23 protein-coding genes are annotated in these 22,947 nt (G+C 73.1%); 8 read left to right on the top strand and 15 right to left on the bottom strand.

The genetic code is table 11. The features are described 5' to 3' along the window. Window positions 1–339 precede the first annotated feature (339 nt). The 10 genes from ACFWTE_RS15740 to ACFWTE_RS15695 form a co-directional block, all read right to left on the bottom strand. Window positions 340–1,422, bottom strand: coding sequence for a glycosyltransferase family 4 protein (locus ACFWTE_RS15740; protein WP_378780116.1), 1,083 nt, complete (start codon window positions 1,420–1,422; stop codon window positions 340–342). Continuing rightward, window positions 1,419–3,041, bottom strand: coding sequence for a murein biosynthesis integral membrane protein MurJ (gene murJ / locus ACFWTE_RS15735; RefSeq protein ID WP_378780115.1), 1,623 nt, complete (start codon window positions 3,039–3,041; stop codon window positions 1,419–1,421). The genes ACFWTE_RS15740 and murJ overlap by 4 nt, the downstream gene beginning before the upstream one ends. 31 nt (window positions 3,042–3,072) lie before the next feature. Then, entirely contained in the window at window positions 3,073–4,008 is a 936-nt protein-coding gene (locus tag ACFWTE_RS15730; protein WP_378780114.1) for a hypothetical protein, read from the bottom strand. Window positions 4,009–4,073: 65 nt separating this feature from the next. Then, window positions 4,074–5,201: a copper transporter gene (locus tag ACFWTE_RS15725; protein ID WP_378780113.1), complete on the bottom strand. Its 1,128-nt coding sequence runs from the start codon at window positions 5,199–5,201 to the stop codon at window positions 4,074–4,076. Continuing rightward, window positions 5,198–6,370: a putative cytokinetic ring protein SteA gene (gene steA / locus ACFWTE_RS15720; protein ID WP_378780149.1), complete on the bottom strand. Its 1,173-nt coding sequence runs from the start codon at window positions 6,368–6,370 to the stop codon at window positions 5,198–5,200. The genes ACFWTE_RS15725 and steA overlap by 4 nt, the downstream gene beginning before the upstream one ends. A 196-nt stretch (window positions 6,371–6,566) precedes the next feature. Next, a complete protein-coding gene (gene recN / locus ACFWTE_RS15715) occupies window positions 6,567–8,276 on the bottom strand; it encodes a DNA repair protein RecN (RefSeq protein WP_378780111.1) in 1,710 nt (569 codons plus the stop codon). A gap of 75 nt (window positions 8,277–8,351) precedes the next feature. Continuing rightward, the gene (locus ACFWTE_RS15710; RefSeq protein WP_378780110.1) at window positions 8,352–9,278 is read right to left on the bottom strand and encodes an NAD kinase; all 927 of its coding nucleotides are present in this window, start codon (window positions 9,276–9,278) and stop codon (window positions 8,352–8,354) included. A gap of 109 nt (window positions 9,279–9,387) precedes the next feature. Beyond that, the gene (locus tag ACFWTE_RS15705) at window positions 9,388–10,188 is read right to left on the bottom strand and encodes a TlyA family RNA methyltransferase (RefSeq protein ID WP_378780109.1); all 801 of its coding nucleotides are present in this window, start codon (window positions 10,186–10,188) and stop codon (window positions 9,388–9,390) included. A 6-nt stretch (window positions 10,189–10,194) separates the two neighbouring features. Continuing rightward, window positions 10,195–10,389: a hypothetical protein gene (locus ACFWTE_RS15700; protein ID WP_378780108.1), complete on the bottom strand. Its 195-nt coding sequence runs from the start codon at window positions 10,387–10,389 to the stop codon at window positions 10,195–10,197. 30 nt (window positions 10,390–10,419) lie between these two features. Continuing rightward, window positions 10,420–11,190: a membrane fusogenic activity family protein gene (locus ACFWTE_RS15695; RefSeq protein ID WP_378780107.1), complete on the bottom strand. Its 771-nt coding sequence runs from the start codon at window positions 11,188–11,190 to the stop codon at window positions 10,420–10,422. 196 nt (window positions 11,191–11,386) lie between these two features. Between ACFWTE_RS15695 and ACFWTE_RS15690 the strand changes: the two genes are divergently transcribed. Continuing rightward, window positions 11,387–11,737 (top strand): SCP2 sterol-binding domain-containing protein, encoded by a 351-nt coding sequence (locus tag ACFWTE_RS15690; protein WP_378780106.1) that lies wholly within the window; start codon window positions 11,387–11,389, stop codon window positions 11,735–11,737. A 52-nt stretch (window positions 11,738–11,789) separates the two neighbouring features. Further along, window positions 11,790–13,079, top strand: a complete 1,290-nt coding sequence (locus ACFWTE_RS15685) for a DUF1015 family protein (RefSeq protein WP_378780104.1) — start codon at window positions 11,790–11,792, stop codon at window positions 13,077–13,079. 69 nt (window positions 13,080–13,148) lie between these two features. Here the strand turns inward: ACFWTE_RS15685 and ACFWTE_RS15680 are convergent, their stop codons facing one another. Next, entirely contained in the window at window positions 13,149–14,639 is a 1,491-nt protein-coding gene (locus tag ACFWTE_RS15680) for a serine hydrolase domain-containing protein (protein ID WP_378780103.1), read from the bottom strand. A 543-nt stretch (window positions 14,640–15,182) separates the two neighbouring features. On the opposite strand from ACFWTE_RS15680, the gene ACFWTE_RS15675 reads away from it, so the two are divergent. Then, complete coding sequence (locus tag ACFWTE_RS15675; protein ID WP_378780148.1) at window positions 15,183–16,190, top strand: HAD-IIA family hydrolase; 1,008 nt, start codon at window positions 15,183–15,185, stop codon at window positions 16,188–16,190. A gap of 17 nt (window positions 16,191–16,207) precedes the next feature. On the opposite strand, the gene ACFWTE_RS15670 is transcribed toward ACFWTE_RS15675, so the two are convergent. Next, window positions 16,208–16,726: a single-stranded DNA-binding protein gene (locus ACFWTE_RS15670; RefSeq protein WP_378780102.1), complete on the bottom strand. Its 519-nt coding sequence runs from the start codon at window positions 16,724–16,726 to the stop codon at window positions 16,208–16,210. 342 nt (window positions 16,727–17,068) lie between these two features. Between ACFWTE_RS15670 and ACFWTE_RS15665 the strand changes: the two genes are divergently transcribed. After that, window positions 17,069–18,073, top strand: coding sequence for an MBL fold metallo-hydrolase (locus ACFWTE_RS15665; RefSeq protein ID WP_378780146.1), 1,005 nt, complete (start codon window positions 17,069–17,071; stop codon window positions 18,071–18,073). 414 nt (window positions 18,074–18,487) lie between these two features. On the opposite strand, the gene ACFWTE_RS15660 is transcribed toward ACFWTE_RS15665, so the two are convergent. After that, complete coding sequence (locus tag ACFWTE_RS15660) at window positions 18,488–18,871, bottom strand: MmcQ/YjbR family DNA-binding protein (protein WP_378780101.1); 384 nt, start codon at window positions 18,869–18,871, stop codon at window positions 18,488–18,490. Window positions 18,872–19,237: 366 nt separating this feature from the next. Between ACFWTE_RS15660 and ACFWTE_RS15655 the strand changes: the two genes are divergently transcribed. Then, window positions 19,238–19,381 (top strand): hypothetical protein, encoded by a 144-nt coding sequence (locus tag ACFWTE_RS15655; protein WP_378780099.1) that lies wholly within the window; start codon window positions 19,238–19,240, stop codon window positions 19,379–19,381. After that, window positions 19,368–19,532, top strand: coding sequence for a hypothetical protein (locus ACFWTE_RS15650; protein ID WP_378780098.1), 165 nt, complete (start codon window positions 19,368–19,370; stop codon window positions 19,530–19,532). Before ACFWTE_RS15655 ends, ACFWTE_RS15650 begins: the two co-directional genes overlap by 14 nt. Window positions 19,533–19,602: 70 nt before the next feature. Here ACFWTE_RS15650 and ACFWTE_RS15645 read toward each other — a convergent pair whose 3' ends face one another. After that, entirely contained in the window at window positions 19,603–20,586 is a 984-nt protein-coding gene (locus ACFWTE_RS15645; RefSeq protein WP_378780097.1) for an aldo/keto reductase, read from the bottom strand. A gap of 92 nt (window positions 20,587–20,678) precedes the next feature. Between ACFWTE_RS15645 and ACFWTE_RS15640 the strand changes: the two genes are divergently transcribed. Beyond that, window positions 20,679–21,281 carry a TetR family transcriptional regulator gene (locus tag ACFWTE_RS15640; protein ID WP_378780096.1) on the top strand — a complete coding sequence of 201 codons (603 nt, stop codon included), beginning with the start codon at window positions 20,679–20,681 and terminating at the stop codon, window positions 21,279–21,281. A 312-nt stretch (window positions 21,282–21,593) separates the two neighbouring features. Beyond that, a complete protein-coding gene (locus ACFWTE_RS15635; RefSeq protein ID WP_378780095.1) occupies window positions 21,594–22,547 on the top strand; it encodes a GNAT family N-acetyltransferase in 954 nt (317 codons plus the stop codon). On the opposite strand, the gene ACFWTE_RS15630 is transcribed toward ACFWTE_RS15635, so the two are convergent. Continuing rightward, on the bottom strand, window positions 22,523–22,945 hold the full coding sequence (locus tag ACFWTE_RS15630) for an NUDIX domain-containing protein (protein ID WP_378780094.1): 423 nt from the start codon (window positions 22,943–22,945) through the stop codon (window positions 22,523–22,525). The genes ACFWTE_RS15635 and ACFWTE_RS15630 overlap by 25 nt on opposite strands. Window positions 22,946–22,947: the final 2 nt, after the last annotated feature.

Here is a 22,947-nt window from a genome sequence, read left to right as displayed (position 1 = left end):
TGCGCACACGGCGAATTACCGGAGGTCTCTCCCGCTCACGTCCTGCGAACGTGAACCGACGGCACCGGGAGAACGACTCTGTACTCCGTGATGACGACACCGCCGCGACAGGGATACTCCCCTCACGTGAAACCAAGGATACCGGTCGTACGCACACCGTGACCCACACAGTGACGCACACAGGTCCCTGGACCAGGATGACATCTTCGGCGTCTTCGGGGAAGTCGCTGCGAGGGTGGTGTTTCCCGCTCCGCGGGGTCACACCATCCGATCCCCCGGGATACCGCCCGCCCCGGCGGCGGAACCGACGGCCCACGACGCCGCGGAACCCGTCCGTGTTCAGCGGCGCAGCACCGACTTGTACACGCAGGCGGCGGCCTCCACTGCGTCCTCCTCGCTCGGCAGGGCCAGGGCGGCCTCCCGCGAACGGGCCCTCAGGTCATCCGCCAGCACGGGGTCGTCCAGGACGCGTCCCACCGCGGCCGCGAACGCCGCCGTGTCCCCCGGCGGCACCATCAGCACCGTCCCCGAGTACAGGTCGGGGATGCCCCCCACCCGGGTGGAGACCACGGGGAGCCCCGACCGCAACGCCTCCATGATCACCAGTGACGGCCCCTCCCACTGGCTCGTCAGGCAGAACACGTCCGCCGCGGCGAGCAGGTCCGCCACGTCCGACCGGTGGCCCAGCATGCGCACGTCGGCGTCCATCTCGGCCGCCGTGTCGTGCAGGCGGCCCCACAGGGGACCGTCCCCGGCGATCGCGATCACCGGCTCGGGGGTGCGGTCGGCGATGGCGGGCGCCGCCTCCAGCAGCATGTGCAGCCCCTTCTGCTCCGCCAGACGGCCGATGGTCAGCAGGAGGGGCCGTTCGGGGAGGACCGCCAGGTCGGCACGGGTGGCCTCGCGGCCGTTCAGCGGCGCCCCGGTCTCCGGCGCGGCCACCACCGCCAGGCGGGCCTCCCTCGCCCCGAGGACGCGCATCCTGCGCACCAGGTCCCCGGACACGCCCAGCACCGCGTCCGCGCGGCGGGCCACGATCCGCTCCAGGACCGGATAGGCCAGGGCCAGTGCGCCACCGACCGGTGGCGGCGCGTTGTGGGCGGTCACCACCAGCGGGCCGGCGCCCGCCAGCGCGCACAGCGCACCGGCACGCATCCCGTGCGCGTGGACCACGTCCGCGCCTCTTGTCAGTGCGCGCAGCAGCAGCACCGATCCGGGGTCTGCCGGTGAGGGCGCCCGGCCGATGGGCACCGGGCAGAAGCGCAGGCCCGCCGAGGTGAACCCGAACTCGCGCTCGGCCGCGGCCGGTCCGAGCACCGCCACCTGGTACCCGCGGGCGCGCAGACCCGCGCCCAGTGAGCGGACGTGGCGGCCCACCCCTCCTGTGCTGGTACCGACGACCAGCGCGATCCTGGCTTTCACCGTTTCCCCCTCCTGCGTCCGAGTACGGTCCTGGCCCGGCCGGCGACGGCCCGCACCGCCGCGCGGTCCGCCAGCGCCGCGACCGCGGCGTAGACCGCCAGCCCCGCGGCACCCGCCGCGGCGGCGGCCCCCACCGCCTGCCACACACCGTCGGCGGGCAGGAGCCCGGCGACCGTGCGCCCCACCGTCCAGCCCGCGGCACCGCCGAGGGCCGCGGCGAGCACCGAGCGCGCCACCCCGGACAGGGCGCCGCGCCCGTGGGCGCGTGCCACCCCCGCGCACAGCAGGGCGGCGGCCAGCGACAGGCCGACCGTACTGGCCGCGCCCAGCCCGGCGATGGACCACCCGGAGGGCAGGAACGACACCAGGACCACCGCGCACACCATCACCACGAGCCAACCCACCACCTGGGCTGCGGCGGCCGACCTCCCGTGGTGGGAGGCGTACAGGGTCCGGCTGAACAGGGCCACCAGGCCGAATCCGACCACACCGGGAGCGTAGGCGAGCAGAGCGCGTTCCAGGGTCTGCGGGTCCTGCTGGGCGAAGACCCCGGCCACCGGGGCCGCGGCCGCAGCCAGAGCCGTGCCGACCCCGGCGGTGACCACCACGCAGGCGCGGGCACTGCCCGAGGCGAGCCTGGCGAAACCCTCTTCGTCGTGTTCGGCGTGGGCGACCGCGAGGGCGGTGAAGGCGCTGGTCGCGATGGGGACCGCGATCACCCCGTAGGGAAGGGTGAACAGGGCCCACGCATAGGTGTACAGCACGGCCGCCCCGGCGCCCCCTCCCCAGTTGGCCAGGGCCACCGACAGCAGGAGGCACACCTGCATGGCCACCAGGGGCGTCAGTGACGCCACCGCCAGGGACCGCACCCGCTCCCCCACCCCCGCGGGGAAGGTCAGGCGCGGCCGGGGCCGCACCCTCAGCCTCCCGGCGGGGCCGAGCACCGTCAGGAACAGGGCGGCAGCCCCCGCGGTGGTGCCCAGGGACAGGGTGAGCTCGGCCGCCGCGGGCAGCCCCTCGACGTCCTGGCGGTGGTCTGCGCCCAACGGGACGAACACCAGGCAGGCGGCGATCACCACCAGGCTGGACAGCAGGGGCGCCAGGGCGGGGGCCAGGAACCGGCGGTGGGACTGGAGGACGCCGTACAGGACCGAGGCCAGGCCGTAGAAGACGATCTGGGGCGCGAAGACCACGAGCATCCGGGAGGACAGGGCGAGCAGGGACCGTCCGTCGCAGCCGGCGCCCGCACCGAGCATCAGCGCCATCACCGGGGGCGCGGCGAGGGCGAGCAGGGCGGACAGGGGGACCGACAGGAGCAGGACCCAGGTGAGGAGCGCGGACGCGGTGCGGCGCACCTGCTCGTGGTCGCCGCGGGCGGCGGCCGCCGCCATGACCGGGACGACCACGGCGGTGAGCGCCCCGCCGATGACGATCTCGAAAAGGACCGCGGGGACCTGGTTCGCGGTGACGTAGGCGGTGCCCAGGCACGTGTCGCCGACCGTCTGCGAGAAGACCACGGTGCGGCCGAACCCCGCCAGTCGTGCGCCCACGGTGGCCACCGCGATGAGCGCCGCCGCGGCGCCGACACCGCTCGTCACGCCGTGGACGGCGTTGGACACCGCGGGCCCCTCACGCGTGCCTGCCCGCCCGTCACCCTCCACCGCCCCCGACCGACGGCCCCGGGCCGGAACACCTGCCCCACTGGTCGAGGCGGCGCAGGGCGGGGACCCGGTCGATGACCGCGGAGAAGCTGATGACCTCGCTGGCCAGGGTGAGGGCGGCCACCGCGCCGAACAGCGCGAGGCGTACCGCGCGCGGCGCCCGGGCGACGGCGGCGGCGCCCAGGGCGGCACCCAGGGCGTTGGCCCCCGCGTCCCCGAGCATGGAGCGTTCGGCGAGGTCGTCGGGGAGCAGCGCGGAGCAGGCGCCCACCACGGGGCCGAACAGGGGCGCCGCGGGTGAGACCAGGGCGGGCGCCGAGACGAGCAGGGCGAACTTGGCGGCCCGGCCGGGGCGCAGGTCGAACAGGTTGAGCAGGTTGGCGCCGGCCGCGATGAGGGCGCCGTCCACCAGGGTGTCCGCCGGGCTCCGGCGCAGCAGGGACGCGGCTGCGACCCCGGTGGCACCGATGCCGACCATCTTGACCAGGCCGGTCGTGACCTGGCCGCGCGCGAGTGCGGACAGGTGTCCGCGCAGGCCCCTGGCCTGGCCGTTGCCGGACAGGTCGTCGTAGGCTCCGAACGCCGCCGCCCCCGCGGCGGCCAGGGCCGAGGCGGCGCGCACACGCGGAGCCTGTCCGGGGACGAGGAAGCTGGCGGCGCACACCCCCACTGCCAGGGCGGGCCCCTCCTGGAGGGTGACGACGCGTCCCCGGAAGTTGCGGCGCAGCCAGGCTGCGGGGGCGTCCGCGCCGGAGGTCCCCGCTCGTGGGGCACCGGTCGCACGGTACACCCCCGGCCGGGCCGGACCGGCGAGGGCGCGGGCGTGCTCGGGCAGCGTCAGCACGGCGTAGGCGGCGCGGGCGGCGACGGCACCGACCGCGGCGCCGGCCAGGCCCTGGACCAGGGAGCGGACGGGCGACGGCACGGCAGGGGCTCCCCGTCCGGGCCGCCCCGCCACCGGCAGGCGCACGGCGTGCGGGAGCACCGGCGTCACTCCCCGCCCCGGACGGTGCGGCGGGACTCGTCGACACGGCCCCCCTCGTCGGACACCGCGTCCTCGGCGCTCCCGGAGGCCTGGTCCTCGACATCGCGCGCGGAGGGCAGCGGGTCGGGCAGGAAGCCGCGGACGCCCTCACCGATCCCGTACGCGCCCGCGCCCCCGGCCAGGTTCTCGGCCAGTGCCAGGACGGCGATGATGTCGCCCATGGGCCGCCCGGTCACGTCCGCGGTGGCGAACTCCGGCTCCGCCGCACGGGCCTGTGCGAGCATCCCGTCACCACGGGAGGAGGGCCCGTCACCGGCCAGGACGACGGCGCCGACCTCGCGGTGCAGTGCGGTGGTGATGGTGGTGAGCACAGCGTTGGCGGCCTCGCGGTCGGCGCCGTCGGCGGTCCCCGCCGCGGGTGCGAGCACGACCAGGGCGTCGGCGGACACGGCCGGTTCGCCCTCGACCTGGATCAGCCCGCCCTCGGAGAAGGCGTCCAGGACGGCCTCGGCGTCGTGGTCGCCGTCGCGGTCCCGCGCCGCAGCGTCCTCGCCGTCCTTCGTCTCCTCCGCGGTCCCGCCCCCGGTCCCGGCCTCCCCTGCGGCGTCGGTCTCGGCGTCGGTCTCGGTCTCGGCGTCGGCGGTCGCCAGAGCTCGTCCGAGCTCCGTCCCCGCCTTCTCGTAGGGCCCTCCGGTGAGGTCGTCGGGGTCCGGGGAGACCTGGATCGACAGCTCGTCGACGAAGGTGGCGTTCCCCGCGTCCACGAGGGCGTCGGCGAGGGCGATCCGGCCGACGACCTCGCCGCCCGCCTCCTCGACCCGTTCGGCGAGCCCGTCGGCCACCTCGTGGTTCGCTCCCGGCGAGGTCACCACGACCACGCCGAGGTCGGTGAGGCGGCCGGCGAGCATGTCCGAGGACACCGCCTCGGCCATCTCGTCGGCTCCGGCGTTGACCTTGTCCGCGACGTCGCGCTCGGAGCGCAGGTCCTCGCTCTGGCCGCGCAGGTCCGAGGTCTCGGACTGGAGGGTGTTGAGCAGCGGGTCCTGGAGCATGGTGGTCCCCAGGACCAGTCCCACGGTGAGCGCGAGGAACACCGCGACGATGGAGACCAGGTGGTAGCGGAAATCGATCACGTCAGCAGTCCCGTCAGCCAGTAGGAGAACCCGTCCCAGCGCGCCGCGAGAAAGGTGAGGTAGACCTGTCCCGCAGGTGAGCTGTAGGCGGCGACCACGATGGTGAGCAGAGATGCGGCGACCAGCCCGAGCAGCGCCCAGGGCGAGATGCGCGAGCGGTACAGGCGGCTGACGCCCTTGGCGTCCACGAGCTTTCCGCCCACGCGGAGCCTGGTCAGGAAGGTGCTCGCCATGCCGGAGCGGCCCTTGTCGAGGAACTCCTCCAGGGTGGCGTGCGTGCCCACCGCCACGATGAGGGCGGCGCCCGAGCCGTCGGCCAGCATCATCGCCACGTCCTCGCTGGTACCGGTCGCGGGGAAGACCACCGCGTCGTACCCCAGGTCCGTGAGCCGGGACAGCCCGGGGGCCCTGCCGTCCCTGTAGGCGTGCACGACGAGTTCGGCGCCGCTCGCCAGGGCCTGGTCCGACACCGAGTCGAAGTCGCCGACGATGATGTCGGGGCGGTACCCGCCCTCCATCACCGCGTCCGCGCCGCCGTCCACGGCGATGATGACCGGCCGGAACTCGCGGATGTAGGGGCGCAGGGCGGCGATGTCCTCGCGGTAGTGGTAGCCGCGCACCACGATGAGGACGTGGCGCCCCTCCATACCGGTCTCGATGTCGGGGATGCCGACACCGTCCAAAAGCAGGTCCCGCTCGTGCTGGAGGTAGGCCATGGTGTTGGCGGCGAAGGCCTCCAACTGGGTGGCGAGCCCGGCACGCGCCTCGGCCATGGCCGCGCTCACCGTCACCGTGTCCTGGAGGGTCCCGCGGGCGACCGCCTCGTCACCGCGGTACAGGGTCGCTCCCTCCAACCGGAGGCGCTCGCCGTCGCGGACCCGTGTGAAGACCTCGGGGTCGACGTCGTCGAGCAGGGGGATGCCCGCCGCGACGATCATCTCGGGCCCCTGGTTGGGATAGCGGCCGCTGATGCTCTTGGCGACGTTGAGCACCGCGGAGACCCCGCAGCCGACCAGGGCCTCGGCGCTGACCCTGTCCAGATCGACGTGGTCGATGACGGCGATGTCGCCGGGGCGGAGGCGTTTGGTCAGGTTCTTGGTGCGGCGGTCCGAGCGGACGGGCGCGACCAGCCCCGTGGGAGCGTCCGCCCGGGATCGGCGGAACCGCATGACTGTGGCGCTGAGCGCATCCGATACCTTCATCGCTGGCATACTGTCAGAACTCGGCTACGGTGAGTTATCACAGCTGGAAGATCGGCGTGTTCGGGGCAGGACCGGCGTCACCACCCCATCGGGGACGTTGACGACGGTCCTGCCCCGAGCCCGCAGGCGGACGCGCCCCGCTCGGCGGACCCGGGTTCCCCGCTCAGGCGGCGGGGTAGGCGCGCTCCGGGTCGGCGTTGGTGAGCAGCTCCTCCGCGTGGGCGCGACCCAGCTCGGAGTCCTCCAGGCCGGCGAGCATCCGCGACAGCTCACGGACCCTGCCCGGACGGTCCAACCGCACCACGCCGCTCTCCGTGACCAGGCCCTCGGTGGACTTCTCCACCACCAGGTGGGCGTCGGCGAACGCCGCGACCTGCGGAAGGTGGGTGACCACGATGACCTGGGAGCGCTGCGCGAGCCTGGCCAGACGGCGGCCGATCTCCACCGCCGCCTTGCCACCCACCCCCGCGTCGACCTCGTCGAAGACGAACGTGGGCACCGGGTCGGCTCCCGCGAACACCACCTCGATGGCCAGCATCACCCGGGAGAGCTCACCGCCCGAGGCACCCTTGTGCAGGGCCAGCGGCGGCGAACTGGGGTGCGGGGCCAACAGGACCTCGACCTCGTCGCGGCCGTACTGGCCCAACTCCTCACCCGTGGTGATCCGCACGCTCACGCGGGCGTGCGGCATGGCCAGAGCGGTCAGCTCCTCGGTCACGGCCGCACCGAACCGGTCGGCCGCCTCGGTGCGGATGCGCGTCAGTTCCGTGGCGGACCGGTCCAGACCCTCGTACAGGTCGTCGGCCTCCGCGCGCAGGGCCTCGATGCGCTCGTCGTCGTTGTCCAGGTCCGCCAGCCGCTTTCCCGCGTTCGAGGCCCAGTTCAGCACCTCGTCCGTGGTCTCGCCGTACTTGCGGGACAGCGAGGTCAGGAGCGCGCGGCGCTCCTGCACCTGGGCCAGACGACCGGGGTCGGCGTCCACGGACTCGGCGTAGGAGGCGAGCTCGGTGGCCGCGTCGGTCAGGATGTAGGACGCCTCGTCCAGACGGTCGCCGATGGCGGCCAGCTCGGTGTCGTGCTCGCGCACCGCCGCCACCGCCTGGCGGGCCGCGGACAGCAGCGCCGCCACGTCGACCTCCACGTCGGAGGCGGGGTCCCCGGCCAGGGCCTCGTGCGCGGTGGTCGCCGCCACGCGCAGGCCGTCGGCGTGCGCCAACCGGGTCTCCTCGGCCAGGAGTTCGGCGTCCTCGCCGGGCAGCGGCTCGGCCGCGGCGATCTCCTCCGCCCCGAAGCGGAGCATGTCGGCCTCCTGGGCGCGCTCACGCGCCCGTTCCACCAGCTCCTCCAGCTCGGAGGTCACCTCGCGGTGGCGGCGGTACGCCAGGGTGTACTGCTTCGCCGCCCTGGCGAGCTGCTCGCCGGCGAACCGGTCCAGCGAGGAGCGCTGCCGGTCGGTCCGCAACAGCCTCTGCTGGTCCGACTGCCCGTGCACCGCGACCAGGTCGTCGGCGAGGTAGGCGAGCAGGCTGACGGGTGCGGAGCGCCCGCCCATCGTGGCGCGCGACCGGCCCTCGGCCGACACCGCGCGGGTGAGGATGAGGACGTCGTCGTCGATGTCGCCGCCGGCCTCCAGCACACGCTCGGCCACACGGCCGCCGGCGGGAACGGTCAACCGTCCCTCCACCACCGCCCGGTCGGCTCCGGGCCGTACACGCTGGGGGTCGGCGCGCCCACCGAAGAGCAGCCCGAGCCCGGTGACGACCATGGTCTTTCCCGCGCCGGTCTCACCCGTGACGACGGTCAGCCCCGGTGACAACTCCAAAACGGCGTCGTCAATGACCCCGAGTCCCTGGATGCGGACTTCTTCGAGCACCGATCCCTCTCCTGTGGTTGACTCCACTTCCTTGCACGCGCACACGCGAACGCGGCGCCGGAACGCGCTCCGCGGTCAGTGGCCGTGCTCGACCCGCCCGCGCCAACCCGCGACCGGAAGGCCGAACTTGGCCACCAGCCGGTCGGTGAACGGTGCCCGGTGCAACCGGGCCAGCCGCACCGGGGTCGCGGCACGGGTGATCTCGATTCGCGCCCCCGCGGGCAGTTCGACCATACGTCGTCCATCACACCAGAGCACCCCGGGCGCCGTGTCCGGAAGCACCTCGAAGGCGATCGTCGCGTGCGGGCCCACGACCAGGGGCCGCGCGAACAGGGCGTGCGCGCTGAGCGGCACGACCAGGAGCGCGTCGACGTCCGGCCACACCACCGGTCCCCCCGCGGAGAACGCGTGCGCGGTGGACCCCGTAGGAGTGGCGCACACCACCCCGTCGCAGGCCCAGCGGGACAACGGCCGGCCGTCGATCTCCAGAACGGCCTCCAGGATGCGCCGCGACTCGCCCTTCTCCAGGGTGGCGTCGTTGAGCGCCCAGGAGCGCACGGACGGCGTGCCGTTGTTGCGTCCCCCGTTGAAGACCGCGACCTCCAGGGTCATGCGCTCCTCGACGTCGTAGTCGCGGTTGACGACGTTGCGCACGGTGGCGCTCAGGTCCTCGCGCTCGGCCTCGGCGAGGAAGCCCACGTGCCCCAGGTTCACACCGAGGAGCGGCGCTCCGGCGGGGCGCGCCATCTCGGCGGCCCGCAGCAGCGTGCCGTCGCCCCCGAGCACCATGACCACCTCCGCGCCCTCGGCCGCGTCGGCGGGCTCGACGACCTCGATCGGTGAGAGCACGCAGCCCGCCGCGGCCAGTTCCTCGAATTCGGCCTTGAGCATGCGCACGGTCAACCCGGCTCGACTGAGGCTCTCGTGGACCAGTTGCGCACTGCGCACGGCCGCGGGCCGACCGGTATGGGCCAGCAGGAGAACACTGCGTCCGCTGGTCATCGCCGTCCCCTTACGTTCGCTCCCCACCAGGGGAGCCCGAGTACCGACCGGGAGCGTTCGACCCGGCCGGGTCACGTTACCGGACACCTGCGACACGGTGCCATGCCCCTCAGCTCGGCCCCTCCTCCACGGCCCGGTCCAGGTCGGCCGGGTCCAGGGGCGGGGCGTCGGCGCGCAACCACAGGAAGTACTCGACGTTGCCGGAGGGGCCGGGAAGCGGGCTGGCGGTCACACCGACCACGCCCAGGCCCAGTGTGAGGGCGTGGGCCGCGACGTCGGAGACCGCCTCTGCGCGCAGTGCGGGCTCGCGGACCACTCCCCCCGCCCCGACCTTGTTCTTGCCGACCTCGAACTGGGGTTTGACCATGAGCACGAAGTCGGCGTCGGAGGTCACGCAGTCCTTGAGCGGCCCCAGGACCAGCTTCAGCGAGATGAACGACAGATCACCGACGACCAGGTCGGGCCGGGGGTCGCCGATCATCTCGGGGGTGAGCTCGCGGACGTTGACCCGCTCCATCACCCGCACCCGGTCGTTGCTGCGCAGCGCCCAGGCGAGCTGGCCGTAGCCGACGTCGACAGCGGTGACGTGGGCTGCCGTGCGGCGGAGCAGCACGTCGGTGAACCCGCCGGTGGAGGCGCCGGCGTCCAGCGCGCGGCGGTCCGTGACGTCGAGGGCGAACGCGTCGAGGGCACCGATGAGTTTGTGGGCGCCCCGGGACACGTAGGGGGGTTCGTCGGAGGGGGCCCGGACCACGATGGGCTGGTCCTGGCCGACCTGGGTCGCGGCCTTGGAGGCCACGATCCCGGCCACCTTGACGAAGCCGCCGTCGATGATCTCGGCGGCGTGGCCCCGGGAGCGTGCGTGCCCGCGTCGGACCAGTTCCGCGTCGAGCCGAGTTCGTTTTGCCATGGTTACCTACGATACCGAGGGTGAGCGGGGGGTGTTCGCGTTCTGGTCGAGCGCACCGAGTACACCGGACAGCTCCTGGTGCAGGGTGTCGAAGACCGCGACGTGCTCGGCGGTGGGACGGGAACCCAGTGCTCCCAGCCGCTCCCTGGTACTGCTGAGAGTCTGCTCGGCCAGGACCTCGGCCTGTTCCTTGGGGTCCATGGTTCTCCCGGTGATCGTGTTCGCCCGACTCTACTTCTTCGCCGCGCCCTTGCCCTTGGGGGTGCGCTTGGCGGTGGAACGTGCCCGGGTGGTCTTGGCCGGGGTCCGCGGTCTGTTCCTGGCCGCGGATCCGGCCGCCCCGGGCGCCGCGTCCTCGTCGGCGGAGTCCTCACCGGAGGAGTCCTGGGCCCCGTCCCGCGCGACGGCCCCGGCATCTGCGGGCTCCTCGGAAGCGGTGGCCTCCGCCGTGACCGCTCGGACCCGCGATGCCTCCCCTGCGGCGTCCTCGCGCGTGCGCTGGGGGGCGTCCGGGCGTCCGGCGGCGCCGCCGGACGCCCCGCCGCCCTGCTCTGCGGGCTCCGCCACCGCCCCGGCGGGTCCGGTGGCGGCCGGGGCCACCGGGGAGGGCGCCCCGTCGGGCTCCGGGGCCAGGACCCTCTCCACCGCGTGGCGGGAGGCCAGACGGCGTTCCAGCTCGGCGACCCTGCGCACCAGCCGCTCGTGCTCACCGCGCGGGACGACGTCCATCCTCTCCAGCTGACGCTCGACCTCCGCGCGGACCAGGTCCGCGATGGCGGACCGGTTCGACTGGCTGGTCGCGATCAGTTCGCCCGCCAGGGCCTGGATGCTCTGTCCCACCCGCGGCGGCGGGTCGTCGGTGCCGCCCGTCCCGGGGACGGCGGGGCCCCCGGCCCCGTTCGCCCTCAGCAGGGTCTTGGCTGCGGCGACGGCCTGCTTGCGCGAGAGTTCGGTGAGGCCATTGGCGGCATCCAGGTAGGTGCGTACCGCGTCGACGACCATGATTCACGTGCTCCTTGATGGGACCGCGGGAGAAAAGGGGAAGGGCGCAGGAAGAGGGGGTCCACTACGCAGCGGGGGCCCTCCCCACGCTACCCGCGCGGAGCCGCCGTTGACACGCGATCCCGGCAGGCCATCCCATTCGTCCCGTGGGAACCAGAAGGATTCCGGGCGCCCCCCGGTAGGGCATGATGTCGCCATGAGCAGCATCGACTCCTGTCTCGTCGGAATCGAGAAGATCAACCAGCGCATTCTCGCCGAACCCGAGGAGGAGCGCCGCAAGCACATCCGCGAGCGCTCGGTCAGCGTGGTCGTCCCCGACCTGGCGACCGCGTTCGACATGCGCCTCACCCTCGACGGCCTGGCCGACGTGGCCCACCGGTCCCTCGCCCTGCCCTCCCCGAAACCCCAAGTCCGGATCACCGTCGACAGCGACGGCCTGGTCGCGCTGGCCGAGGGCCGTCTGGACGCCACCCACGCCCTCCTCACCCGCAGGGTCAGGGTGGAGGCCGCCGTCGGCGACCTCCTGCGCATGCGCCGCCTCCTCTGACCCGCCGCGGCCGCGGACCCGACGGCCGCCCCGCGGCGGGTACCTTGCTGGGATGCCACGCCACGCTCTCGAACTGGCCCCCTTCCGCGGTCTGCGCTACACGAACCCGGACGTGGACCGGTTCATCGACGGGGACTTCGACATCTCGCGTCTCCTGGCCCCGCCCTACGACATCCCCGACGCCGAGGAGGCGCGGAAGCTCCAACGGTCCGACCCCCACAACGCGGCACGGGTCACCCTGCCCTACGCACTGGTCCGACAGGCCCCGGACAGCGCCGTGCCGCACCGCTACCGCGCCGCAGCCGACCTCCTGCACAGCTGGATCGACGACGGGGTGCTCGCGCTGGACGGCGAACCCGCCCTGTACGTGTACGAGCAGGTCACAGCGGACGGCCGGCGCCAGCGCGGGCTGGTGGGCAACCTGCGTCTGCCCGAGGACGGCGCCGGGTCGGCGGTACGCCCGCACGAGGCCGTGGCGGCCCCTCCGGTGCGCGACCGGTTCACACTGATGGGTCTGGCCCGGGCCAACCTCGAACCGATCTTCCTCGTCTACCGGGGCGGCGGCGGGGCCGCCAGCACCGCCACCGAGGCCGTGACGACGGAGGCCCCACTGGTCTCCACCCGCACCCGCGACGGCTCAGAACACCGGCTGTGGGCCGTCACCGCCCCCGCGGAACTGCGGAGGATCGCGGCCGACCTGGCCGACCGGTCCGCCCTGATCGCCGACGGGCACCACCGCTACGCCGCCTACCGGTGCCTCCACAGCGAGTACGCCGACCCGGGCTGGGCGTACGGACTGGCCCTGCTGGTGGACAGCGACACCCATCCTCCCCGGTTGGGCGCCATCCACCGGGTCCTTCCCGGGCTGGACACCGACACCGCGGTCCGGGCGGTCCGGGCGGTGGCCTCCGTGGAACCGCTCGGCGCGGCCTCACCCGACGTCCTGGCCACGATGGCGGCCAGGGCGGGGGCGGAGTCCCCCGTCCTGCTGCTGGTGTCGGCCGAAGGGAACGCCCACCTGGTGCACGGCTTCGACGCAGGGGTGTTGGAGCGGGCGATGCCCGGCCGGTCACCCGCCTGGCGCCACCTGTCCACGGCTGTCCTCCACGAGGTGCTCGTGCCCCTGTGGGAGGTGCCGGAGGAGCGGGTGCGGATGGTGCACGACGACCCCGCCGAGGCGGTCGCCGCCGCCCGTGACGAGAAGGGGACGGCCGTCGTCGTACCCGCCCTGGGTGTGGACCAGGTGTACGCGGTGGCCGACCGCGGCGAACTGACCCCGCGCAAGTCCACCTCGTTCGGCCCCAAACCGCGCACCGGCCTGGTCATGAGGGTCCTGGACTGAGCTTCCGGGCGTTGCGCCCCGACGCGGAACGCCCGGACCCGCCCGGCCGCCCGCACGGCACGGACGCGCTCAGCCCCGCGACCGGCTCCCGCGGACCCACCGGACCGCCCGCGCCGCGTACACCGCGGCGAAGGCCAGTGCGGCGGTGACCAGGAGGGCCACGGCCGTGGGTGCGGTGTAGAGGCTCTGGAACCAGGTGAGGTCACGGCCCTGGGCGAGTGCCGCCACCAACCGGTGCGGGACCGCGGCGGCGGCGATCACGGCCAGGCCGGGCACCAGCCGGATCGCGGTGCGCCGCCGGCCCCGTCCCCGAGCGGCGGCGACCCACGCCCCGGAGCCGCGCACCCCCCGGTAGGCCAGGAAGCAGGCCGACACGGTCAGGGCCACCAGAACCGCGTCCACCCCCAGCAGGACCGGCCCCATCGCCGAGGCGGGCCGGTCCCCGTCGGCCAGGGCGACCAGACCGTACGCCAGTGCGGAGGCGTCGGCGCTGCCCAGCCCGGTGTTGGCCATCACCGCGATCCCGTACCCGCTCTCCGGTAGGAGGACCTGGTGGGCCGTGTAGGTGAACTGGATGCCGCCGTGCGAGACCATCGGCGACCCGGCGGGGGTCTCGCCCGCGTCCCAGCCCAGCCCCTTCCGCTCTCCCGGCCCGACACCGCCCAGCGGGGTGTGGGTGGCGGCAACACCCTCCTGCGAGAGGATCCGCGCCCCGTTCGCACCCTTCCCGCCGTTGTTCTGCGCGACGAGCCACCGGGACATGTCCGCGGCAGTGGTGGCCATGCCGCCCGCGCCGTTGACGTAGCTCTCGGGTTCGGCGACGGGCACCGCGTGCCCCAGCACACCGATGTGGCCCGTGGCCACACCCGCGTCGAAGACCTCGCCGACGGTGTCGACGGTGACCGTGTCGTCCATGCCCAGGGGCCCGAACGTGCGCCGTTCCAGGAACTCGCCGAAGGACTGGCCGCTGACGGCCTCGACCATGCGTGCCGCCACGTGGTAGTTGGGGTTGTGGTAGTGCTCCTCGGTGCCGGGTTCCGCGGCCAGGCCGGCCCCCGCCAGCCGGGCGACCGCGCCCGCCAGGTCCTCGGGGGCGGGCTCGCTCTTCTCACGGAAGGCCGTGTCGGACATCCCCGAGGTCTGGGTGAGCAGCTGGCGCACGGTGATGTCCGCGCCGCGCGGATCGGCGGTGGTGAACTCGGGCAGCAGCTCGACCACCGGGTCGTCGAGGCCGACCTCGCCGTCCTCCACGAGCTGCATCACCGCCAGCGCGGTGAACGCCTTGCTCACCGAGGCCGCGCCCATCGGTGTGTCGGCGGTGATCGGCTCGCCCCCGGAGTCGGTGCCGTAACCCGCGACGTGCACCACCTCGGTGCCCCGGGTGACGGCGACCGCGGCCCCCGGCAGTGGCGAGGACTCCAGGTAGCCGTCCAGATAGGCGTCGACGGCAGCGGGCGTCAGCTGCCGGTCCACCGGGTCTTCCACCTCAGCGGCGGCCGGGCTTCCGACAAGGAGGATGGAGACGGCGAGCAGCGCCGCGGGGGCTCGTACGGAGAACATGGGTCCATGGTGTTGCTCCGCGCGCTCCGAAACCATGGCGCCGACCGTAGGGACGCCCTGGGGTCTTCCGCACCCGTTCCGTGGCGCCGACCCCACGGAACGCTCGACCTCCCGTGCCCGTCGGGCTCCTCCCCAGCGCCCGACCACAGACTCCGGCCCCGGCCATCCGGTGGCCGAAGAGTGTGCCGACTGCGAGCATGGCCCCTCTTCCCCCGTTCCCTCCCTGCCCGGTTCCCGAGGAGCCCACCGCCGTGGCCGTCCAGGCGCAGGCCTCCCGCCGACCGCAGACCCGTGTGTCCCTCTGACCCAGGCCCCGCCGACCGGCCCCTCCTCTGCCGGGGCGCGTGCCCGCGCCCCGGCAGAGGAGGCGGTGCGCCGCCCTCCCCGTGCGGATCCGCCCCCTTGTCCCGCGCCGCGAACGGCCGGCCCGACCCGTACGACGCTGGGCACCCCCCTTTCCGGGGGTGCGCGGTCCCGGCGGTGGAAGGTCAGGCCATAGCCTGAACACCGACCATGCCCACCGCACGGAACAGGTTCCCCGAGATGTCCCTGCTCGCCGCAGACCGTCCCCTGAACACGCTCTACGACGCGATGCTCCTGGACCTGGACGGGGTCGTGTACATCGGCCCGGACTCGGTGCCCTCGGCCCCGGAAGCGGTGGGCAAGGCGCGGGCCGCCGGTGCCAGGGTGGCGTTCGTGACCAACAACGCCGGTCGTACACCCGCCCGGATCGCGGAGCACCTCACCCAGTTGGGGGTGGCCGCGGCACCCGGGGACGTCGTGACTTCTGCCGAGGCCGCCGCCCGGCTGGTGAGCGAACGCCACCCGGCGGGATCCGACGTACTCGTGGTGGGCGACACCGGCCTGCGCCAGGCGGTCCGGAAGATGGGGCTGCGCCCCGTGACGGTGGCCTCGGAGTCGGTGGTGGCCGTGGTCCAGGGGTACGCGCGGGGCATGAGCCGCGACCTGCTCGACCAGGGGACGCTCGCGGTGTCGCGCGGTGCGTTGTACGTGGCCAGCAACGCCGACGCCACCGCCCCCACCGAGTGGGGGGTCACCCCGGCCAACGGGTCCTTCGTCCGGGTGATCGCGCACGCCACCGGGGTCGAACCCGTCATCGCGGGGAAGCCGATGCGTCCTCTGCACGAGGAGGGCATCCGCCGCACGGGCGCCCGCAACCCGCTCATCGTCGGCGACCGGCTCGACACCGACATCGAGGGGGCCACGGTGCACGGTGCCGCGAGCCTGCTGGTGCTGTCCGGGGTGACCACGCCCGCGGACGCCCTCGCGGCACCCGAACACCAGCGGCCCACCTACCTGTCGTGGGACGTGTCGGGGATGAACGACACGCACCCCGAGGTGGCGCGTGCCGGTGACCGGACCCGCTGCGGAGGGTGGACGGTGACCGTCACCGAGGGCGCACCGGCGATCGAGGGGGCGGGTGACCGGTTGGACGGCCTCCGTGCCCTGTGCGTGGCCGTGTGGGCGGACGGAACGGTGAACCCTGCCGGTCCGGCCGCACTCGGCGTTCTGGCCCATCTGGGCTGGTGAGCACGCGCGCCGCGGCCTCACCGCCCCGTCGCCTTCCGCTCGACGGCCCCCGTCCCGACCGCACGGAGCAGGGTCGCGGTCCTGGCCTCCACCTCGCAGACACTGCGCACCCCCTCGCGTCCGCGCCAGGTCCGACGGCGCAGCTCGCCGCTCATCCGGACCACGTCACCCAGCCGCCAGGCGCGGATCCCCTCGTGCAGGTCGTGGTCGAAGCTGGCACAGGTGATCGAATCGAACCCGCGCCCCGCGTACCTGGTGTCGGTCGGCCTGGCCACGCATATCCGCCAGGTGGCGACCCGGTCCCCGCTGGGAAGCTCGCGCACGAGGGGTTCTGCGGTGATCCGCCCCGCCACCACGATCTCGTTGCGGTGGTCCGCCTCGTGACGGGGACCGGGCCCGGCGGTGCCGTCCGGTGCGTCCCGGAGGCCGGGCCCGTTCGGCCCCGTCAGGGTGCGCGGGTCCGTGTCGGTGCGGGGGCGGTCGGTCGGGGGGCGGGCTGTGGCGGGCGGTCGGGCGACCGTCGTCTCCTGGCGCATGCGTCCTCCTGGGCTGGTGGGCGAGGGAACGGGCGCGACGCGGCGGAGAGCGCGGGCGACACCGAGGGTACGGCGGTCCGCGAGCGGTGGGGCGTCTGCCCTGATCTCCAGGATCACCCGCCCGCGCCCGGTAGAGAAGGCCCGGGCCCAACCTGTGGACAACTCCCGGCGACGCCCGGCGAACGCCCTCCCCCACCAGGGGCCACAGCCGGGAGGGATGACCGCCGTCCCCCTACTCCGCCCCCGATCCCACCTGTCACGACGCCCTTGTCCTAGAGTCGGATTCGGTCCGGGACAGTTCCTCCGTACCGCACGACGACCGAGGAAGCAGGGGTGCTTGCAGTGCACGACGACGTGGACGTGAGCGGTCTGCCCGAGGGGATCACCCCCCTGGGCGACGACATCTTCGCCATCGACACGATGCTCGCCGGATACCCGGGGGTCGTGTCGAGCTACCTCATCCGTTCCGAACGGCCCTGCGTCGTCGAGGTCGGAACCGCCACCTCGGCACGCGTCCTGCACGACGCCGTCGCACGCCTGGGCGTCGCACCCGCGGACCTGGCCACCATCGTCGTCACCCACATCCACCTGGACCACGCGGGCGGCACCGGTGACATGGCCGCGCTGTTCCCCAACGCCGAGATCGTCGTACACGAGCGCGGCGCCCGCCATCTGGCCGACCCGAGCCGGCTGATGGCCAGCGCCGCCCTGGTGTGGGGTGACCGGTTGGAGACCCTGTTCGGACACATGAGCCCCACCGAGGCGACGCGCATCCGCGCCGTGGGCGAAACCGGGGAGATCGACCTGGGCGGAGGCCGCCGGCTCGTGTCGCACTACGCGCCCGGTCACGCCAAACACCACATGGGCCTGGTGGACTCCCTCACCGGAGACCTCTACGTCGGCGACGCTCTGGGCGTGTACAGGCCGCTCACCGGGGACATCAGCCCCGCCACGCCACCCCCGGACTTCGACCTGGAGGCGTGCCTGCGCACCCTCCGGCTGTTCGGGGACATCGGCGCCCAGAGGCTGATGTTCTCCCACTTCGGTGCGGTCACCGCGGTTCCGGAGACCCTGGACAAGGCCGAGGCGGAACTACGGCTGTGGGTGGAGACGGTGCGCGAGGCCCACGGGAGCACGGGGGACCTCGACCACGCCATCGCCATGGTCCGGGACAAGGTGGTCTCCAGGTACCGCCCGTTCCCCGCCGACGCGCCGCCGGAGTCCGCGGCGGTCCTCGACATCCTCGCCGGTCCGGAGACCAACGTGTCCGGCATCGTGCACTGGCTGGACCGGCTCGCCCAGGAGCAGGCCGAGGCCAGGCGCAAGGCGGACGAGGAGCGCTCCTGACCCTTCGGGGGGGCGGACAAGATACGCCGGACAGGGACAACGGGCAGGTGGGGCCCGGGGGATGGTTTCGGCGACCCTCCCCCAAGGGGCCCAGACCGGCAGGCTCGCGTATCCGAGCAGCGCTGTTCGAGACCGGACCCCTGCCGAATCTTCACGGAGAGTCGCGGTCAGGGGCGTAGCGGATCCAGGGGCCACCCGCGTCTGCAGTGACTCGGGTGGTGGTCACGTCATGGAAACCCCGCGAGCGGGCGATGACGAGGGCGGGCGCCTGGAGGACGAGCTGCCGCAGGGCCGCGGTTCGTGCGGCCTGGGCCGGGATACCCGAACGTCCATCCGGCCCCGGGCCCGACTCTCTCCTCAGCCGATGATGCCGTGGTGGGCGATGACCTTGGCAGGACGGAGCCGGACGACGACCTAGCTCCGAGCGCCGGCGGTCCCGGACCCGACGGGGCGGCGGGGCCGGGGCAGGTTGTTCACCACGAGCCGGTAGGACTCGGTCACCAGTTCCCGGATCAGCTTCTTGTCGAGCGAGCCGCCGGGAGCGAGGGTGATCCAGTGTCTCTTGTTCATGTGGTAGCCCGGCGTGATGTCGGCGTGGGTCTTGCGCAGGGCTTCGGCCTCACCGGGGTCGGACTTGAGGATCACGACCGACTTGCCGGGGACCTCGGTCATCAGCATGAACACCTTGCCCTGGACCTTGAAGACCTCCCAGTCGGGTCCGAAGGGGTGCTCCAACCCGGCCTCCGCCAGGGACTCGGCGTGCTTGTGGGCCGTGTCCTGCAGAGTCTTGCCGTCCATCACCGCTCCTTTTCCTCGGGCGCTGAGGTCGCGGGTGCGCATTGTTCACGCTCGGTCGCTTCCTTCCTCTTCTACCCTAGTCGGCCGACTCACACAGGTCGTTGGACTGCGTGAACACAAGCCGATCGGTGACGCACCGTGATCGCGTGTCCGGTTGGGTCACCACAGGGCCGATCCGGAGCTCAGCGCTCATCCGCAGTGGCGTTCGCGCAGGTCAGAGAGTAGACCAATCCGGTCGTTCGGAGTGGCCCACCCGACCCGCGCCCGAGGCGACCACGGTCGGCCACTGGGGGCTCGGCCTGCTCAGGGGGCGGACCAAGTACACCGGAAAGCGGCGATGGGCTGGTCAACGGGCAGGTAGAGGACATGGGCAAGCACCCCGAGATGGACAAGGACGCCGCGGCCCGCCATCCGGAGTCGGACACGGCACAGAGCGGGTTCGACTCCCGGGAGCAGTCGGCGGCCGTCCGGCACCAGAAGGAGGACGATCAGCACGATGAAGACGACTGACCGCAGCCGGGCCGCGCACGTCCTTCGACAAACCAAGGTGCTCGGTGTCGGTCCGGGGACGCTGTACGGCCACACCCCGGACCTGAAAGAGCTGCGGGCCGCTGTGGCGGCCCGCTCCGTAGACGAGGAGCGGCCGGCGCCGGGCCCCTGACCCCGTCGTGCTCCACGACGCGGGCCCGGGCCCGCGTGATCGACGGCCGCCGAGCGGCCGCGCTGAGGCGTCAGATCCAGGTGGGCGTTTGCCCCTCGGCGTAGCGGGCGCCGAACCCGCCTGCGGGCAGGATGTGGTCGATGGCGGCCAGGTCGGCGTCGGTCAGAGTGACCTGGGCGGCGCGCGTGTTCTCCTCCACCCGCTCGGGGCTGCGGGTGCCCGGAATCGGGACGATGTGCTCTCCCTGGGCCAGAAGCCAGGCCAGGGCCACCTGGGAGACGGTGGCGTCCTTGGCCGCGGCCAACTCACGGAGCCGGTCCACCGCTTCGACGTTCTTCTCGAAGTTGCCCGGCTGCCAGCGCGGGTCGGCGTTGCGCATGTCGGTGGGGTCGTACTCCCCGGCGGGCCTGGCCGTGCCGGTGATGAACCCGCGCCCCAGCGGAGAGTAGGCCACGAAGCCGATACCCAGCTCCTCCAGGACGGGGAAGAGCCGCTCGACGTCGCGCTCGAACAGCGAGTACTCGGTCTGCAGGACCGAGACCGGCTGCACCGCGTGCGCCCGGCGGATCGTGTCGGGCCCGGCCTCGGACAGGCCGAAGTACCTCACCTTGCCGGCCTCGATCAGCTCCTCGACGGCGCCCGCGACATCCTCGATGGGCACGTCGGGGTCCACACGGTGCTGGTACAGGACGTCGATGTGGTCCACGCCCAGGTAGCGCAGGCTGTTGTCGGTGACCGTGCGGATGTTGTCGGGGCGGCTGTCGAGGGCGCCGGTGAAGTGGTCCGTGGAGAAGTCGTAGCCGAACTTGGTGGCGATCACCACCTCGTCGCGGAAATCCTTCACGGCCTGGCCGACGAGCTTCTCGTTGGAGCCGGTTCCCATGCCGTAGAGCTCGGCGGTGTCGAAGTGGGTGACGCCGAGCTCGTGGGCACGGCGGATCGAGGCGAGGCCCTGCTGTTCGTCGCCCGGCCCGTAGGCCATCGTCAGTCCCATGGTGCCGTAGCCGATCGCCGAGCTGATCAGGCCCTGACCGCCCAGTGTGCGGTGCTGCATGGCGCACTCCCTTGATCAAACCAAACTGTTCGGTTTGATTGTATGCCGCTTGGGTGATCGGGCCAAACCGGACGGTTCGGTAATCTGGGGGGATGACTCCCTCAGCCGGCGCCGATTCGACCCACGACCGCATCCTCGCCGCGGCCACGGCCGAGTTCTCCCGGCACGGGATCGCCGGGGCGCGCATCGACCGCATCGCCAAGGCCGCCCGCACCAGCAAGGAACGCGTCTACGCCTACTTCAGCAGCAAGGAGGCCCTGTACCGGGTGGCCTCCGCCCGCGAGCTCGCGGCGGTGGCCGAGGCCACCCGGTTGGATCCCACCGACCTTCCCGGCTACGCGGGCCGCGTTCACGACTACTTCGCCGCCCACCCCGACCGCTACCGCCTGATGATGTGGGGTCAGCTGGAGCTGGATCCGACGCGGACACCCAAGGACGACCCGGTGCGAGAGTCCATGGCCTACAAGATCCAACAACTGCGCCGGGCCCAGGATGAGGGACACCTGGACCCGGCCTGGGAACCCGTCGACGTTCTGGTCCTGGTCAACCAGATCGCCACGGCCTGGGCAGGCAGGACCGACCTGGGCGAGGGCACCGACCGCCAGGACCGCGACCGGTTCCTGGCACAGCGCCGGGCGGCCGCCGTGGCCGCGGTCCAGCAACTCTTCCCCGCAGCAGCGGTCAGAAGCCGCTGACCCTTTCATGTGCGGGATCGCCGGCCGGGCCCGGGTCTCCACCTGGCCGCAGGGCCTTCTCAGGCGGCCAGGCCCAGGACGGTGAAGTCGACTTCGTTCAGGGCGGGGTTGAACGCCTCAGACCCGATGCCCAGCACGTCGGTGGCACAGGTGCCGAACCGGGTGGTGTGCGGCGTCACGTCTCAGCGGAGGGTGGGGGCGCTGGTCTGCCCGTTGCCCCTTTCCGGCCTCCGCCAGATCCGCCCCCGCCTTCGGCGGTCCAGCGCCGGAAAAGGGGGTGCCGTCACGGTCGCGGTCGCCTAGCCTCGCCGCATGACGATCGCCATCCGTTCCCTCCGGCGGGCCGACATACCCCCGGTCCTCGCCCTCCTGCACCGCACCAACCCGTGTCGGGTCCTGACGGAGGAGGGCATGCTCTGGCGGCTCGACCACCCCTCGGCCGGGTTCGACGAGACCGGTCTCGTCGCCGTGGAGGAGGGCGGTGGCGTGGTCGGCCACCTCCGGTCAAGGCTCCAGCGTGCGGGGAACCCCTCTCCGACGGGGAGGATCGGCATGTCCGTCCTCGCCGCCGTCGCCGAGACCCACCTGCACACCGACGTGGCCTCCCGTCTCCTGCAGGAGTCCGAACGCCTTCTGGTCCAGCGGGGGGCGGAGGTCCTGCGGGCCGAGGCCGCGGGGGACGACGTCCAGATCGGCGGGGAGAGCTTCGCCCTCCTGCTGTCGGAACGCGGTTACCGTGCGGTCGGGAGCCACCACATCCTGGGTCTGGACCTCACAGCCGTACCGAGTGCCCCGCCCGCTCCGGCAGGGGTGGAACTGCGGCCCTTCGAGGCGTTCGTGGACGACGCCCGGCCCCTCTACGAGATCGACAGGGTGGCCACGGCGGACGAGCCAGGCGCGGACACCGACGGCCGGTTCATGCCCTACGAGGACTGGCGCTCCACCGTGTGGGCGCACCCCGTCAACGACCTCTCCCTGAGCCTGGCGATCCTGGTCGACGGCTCCCCGGTCGGCATGACCTGTTACGCGTCCGACAGGGGCACCCGGATGGAGTCGGCGATGACGGGAGTCCTCCGCGAGTACCGGGGCCGGGGCCTGGCGGGCTACGCGAAGACCGTGGCCCTGCACCTCGCGAGGGACAGGGGCATCCGGCGCGCGTACACCGGCAACCACGAGGACAACGCGCCGATGCTGGCCATCAACAGGCGGCTCGGGTACGAGCTGGTCGCCGTGGAGACCACCTACTCCAGGACCGTCGGGGGCTGAGGGCCGGGGGCTCCGGGCAATCCCAGCGCCCGCAGGAGGTGGGCGTAGACGCCGTCCGCCCAGGAGAGCTCGTCGTCGGACGGCAGAACGTCGAAGGCGCGCACACCGACGGTCTCGAAGTCCCCGGCCAGGGGCTCCAGCAGGGTCACCCGCGCATGGGTGACGACCGTGACGTGCCCGCTCGCGAGAACGTAGTGGCCCAGGGTTGCGACCTCGGCCAGGGTGGCGCCGGCCTCCTCCCTCGCCTCCCGTCGTGCGGTGTCCTCGACCGACTCACCCGGCTCGGTGTGGCCTCCGGGGAACTCCCAGCCGCGGTCCCGGTGGCGGACGAGCAGGGGTCGGTCACCGTCGTAGGTCAGGCACACCACCGAGTCGTGCGCCTCGGGGAGAACCCCCAGGC

Source organism: Nocardiopsis sp. NPDC058631 (assembly GCF_042716955.1).
GTDB lineage: Bacteria > Actinomycetota > Actinomycetes > Streptosporangiales > Streptosporangiaceae > Nocardiopsis.
Note: the sequence above shows the minus strand (reverse complement) of the source record. Positions and strands in the feature narration are given on the sequence as shown.

Coding starts and splice junctions, on each gene's coding strand:
- ACFWTE_RS15670 (WP_378780102.1), bottom strand. CDS start 16,726: ATGCGCCAGGAGACGACGGTCGCCCGACCGCCCGCCACAGCCCGCCCC.
- ACFWTE_RS15695 (WP_378780107.1), bottom strand. CDS start 11,190: ATGGTCGTCGACGCGGTACGCACCTACCTGGATGCCGCCAATGGCCTC.
- ACFWTE_RS15650 (WP_378780098.1), top strand. CDS start 19,368: ATGAAGACGACTGACCGCAGCCGGGCCGCGCACGTCCTTCGACAAACC.
- ACFWTE_RS15640 (WP_378780096.1), top strand. CDS start 20,679: ATGACTCCCTCAGCCGGCGCCGATTCGACCCACGACCGCATCCTCGCC.
- ACFWTE_RS15685 (WP_378780104.1), top strand. CDS start 11,790: ATGCCACGCCACGCTCTCGAACTGGCCCCCTTCCGCGGTCTGCGCTAC.
- ACFWTE_RS15635 (WP_378780095.1), top strand. CDS start 21,594: ATGACGATCGCCATCCGTTCCCTCCGGCGGGCCGACATACCCCCGGTC.
- ACFWTE_RS15690 (WP_378780106.1), top strand. CDS start 11,387: ATGAGCAGCATCGACTCCTGTCTCGTCGGAATCGAGAAGATCAACCAG.
- ACFWTE_RS15655 (WP_378780099.1), top strand. CDS start 19,238: ATGGGCAAGCACCCCGAGATGGACAAGGACGCCGCGGCCCGCCATCCG.
- ACFWTE_RS15645 (WP_378780097.1), bottom strand. CDS start 20,586: ATGCAGCACCGCACACTGGGCGGTCAGGGCCTGATCAGCTCGGCGATC.
- ACFWTE_RS15680 (WP_378780103.1), bottom strand. CDS start 14,639: ATGTTCTCCGTACGAGCCCCCGCGGCGCTGCTCGCCGTCTCCATCCTC.
- ACFWTE_RS15660 (WP_378780101.1), bottom strand. CDS start 18,871: ATGGACGGCAAGACTCTGCAGGACACGGCCCACAAGCACGCCGAGTCC.
- ACFWTE_RS15710 (WP_378780110.1), bottom strand. CDS start 9,278: ATGACCAGCGGACGCAGTGTTCTCCTGCTGGCCCATACCGGTCGGCCC.
- steA (WP_378780149.1), bottom strand. CDS start 6,370: ATGCGGTTCCGCCGATCCCGGGCGGACGCTCCCACGGGGCTGGTCGCG.
- ACFWTE_RS15700 (WP_378780108.1), bottom strand. CDS start 10,389: ATGGACCCCAAGGAACAGGCCGAGGTCCTGGCCGAGCAGACTCTCAGC.
- ACFWTE_RS15705 (WP_378780109.1), bottom strand. CDS start 10,188: ATGGCAAAACGAACTCGGCTCGACGCGGAACTGGTCCGACGCGGGCAC.
- ACFWTE_RS15675 (WP_378780148.1), top strand. CDS start 15,183: ATGTCCCTGCTCGCCGCAGACCGTCCCCTGAACACGCTCTACGACGCG.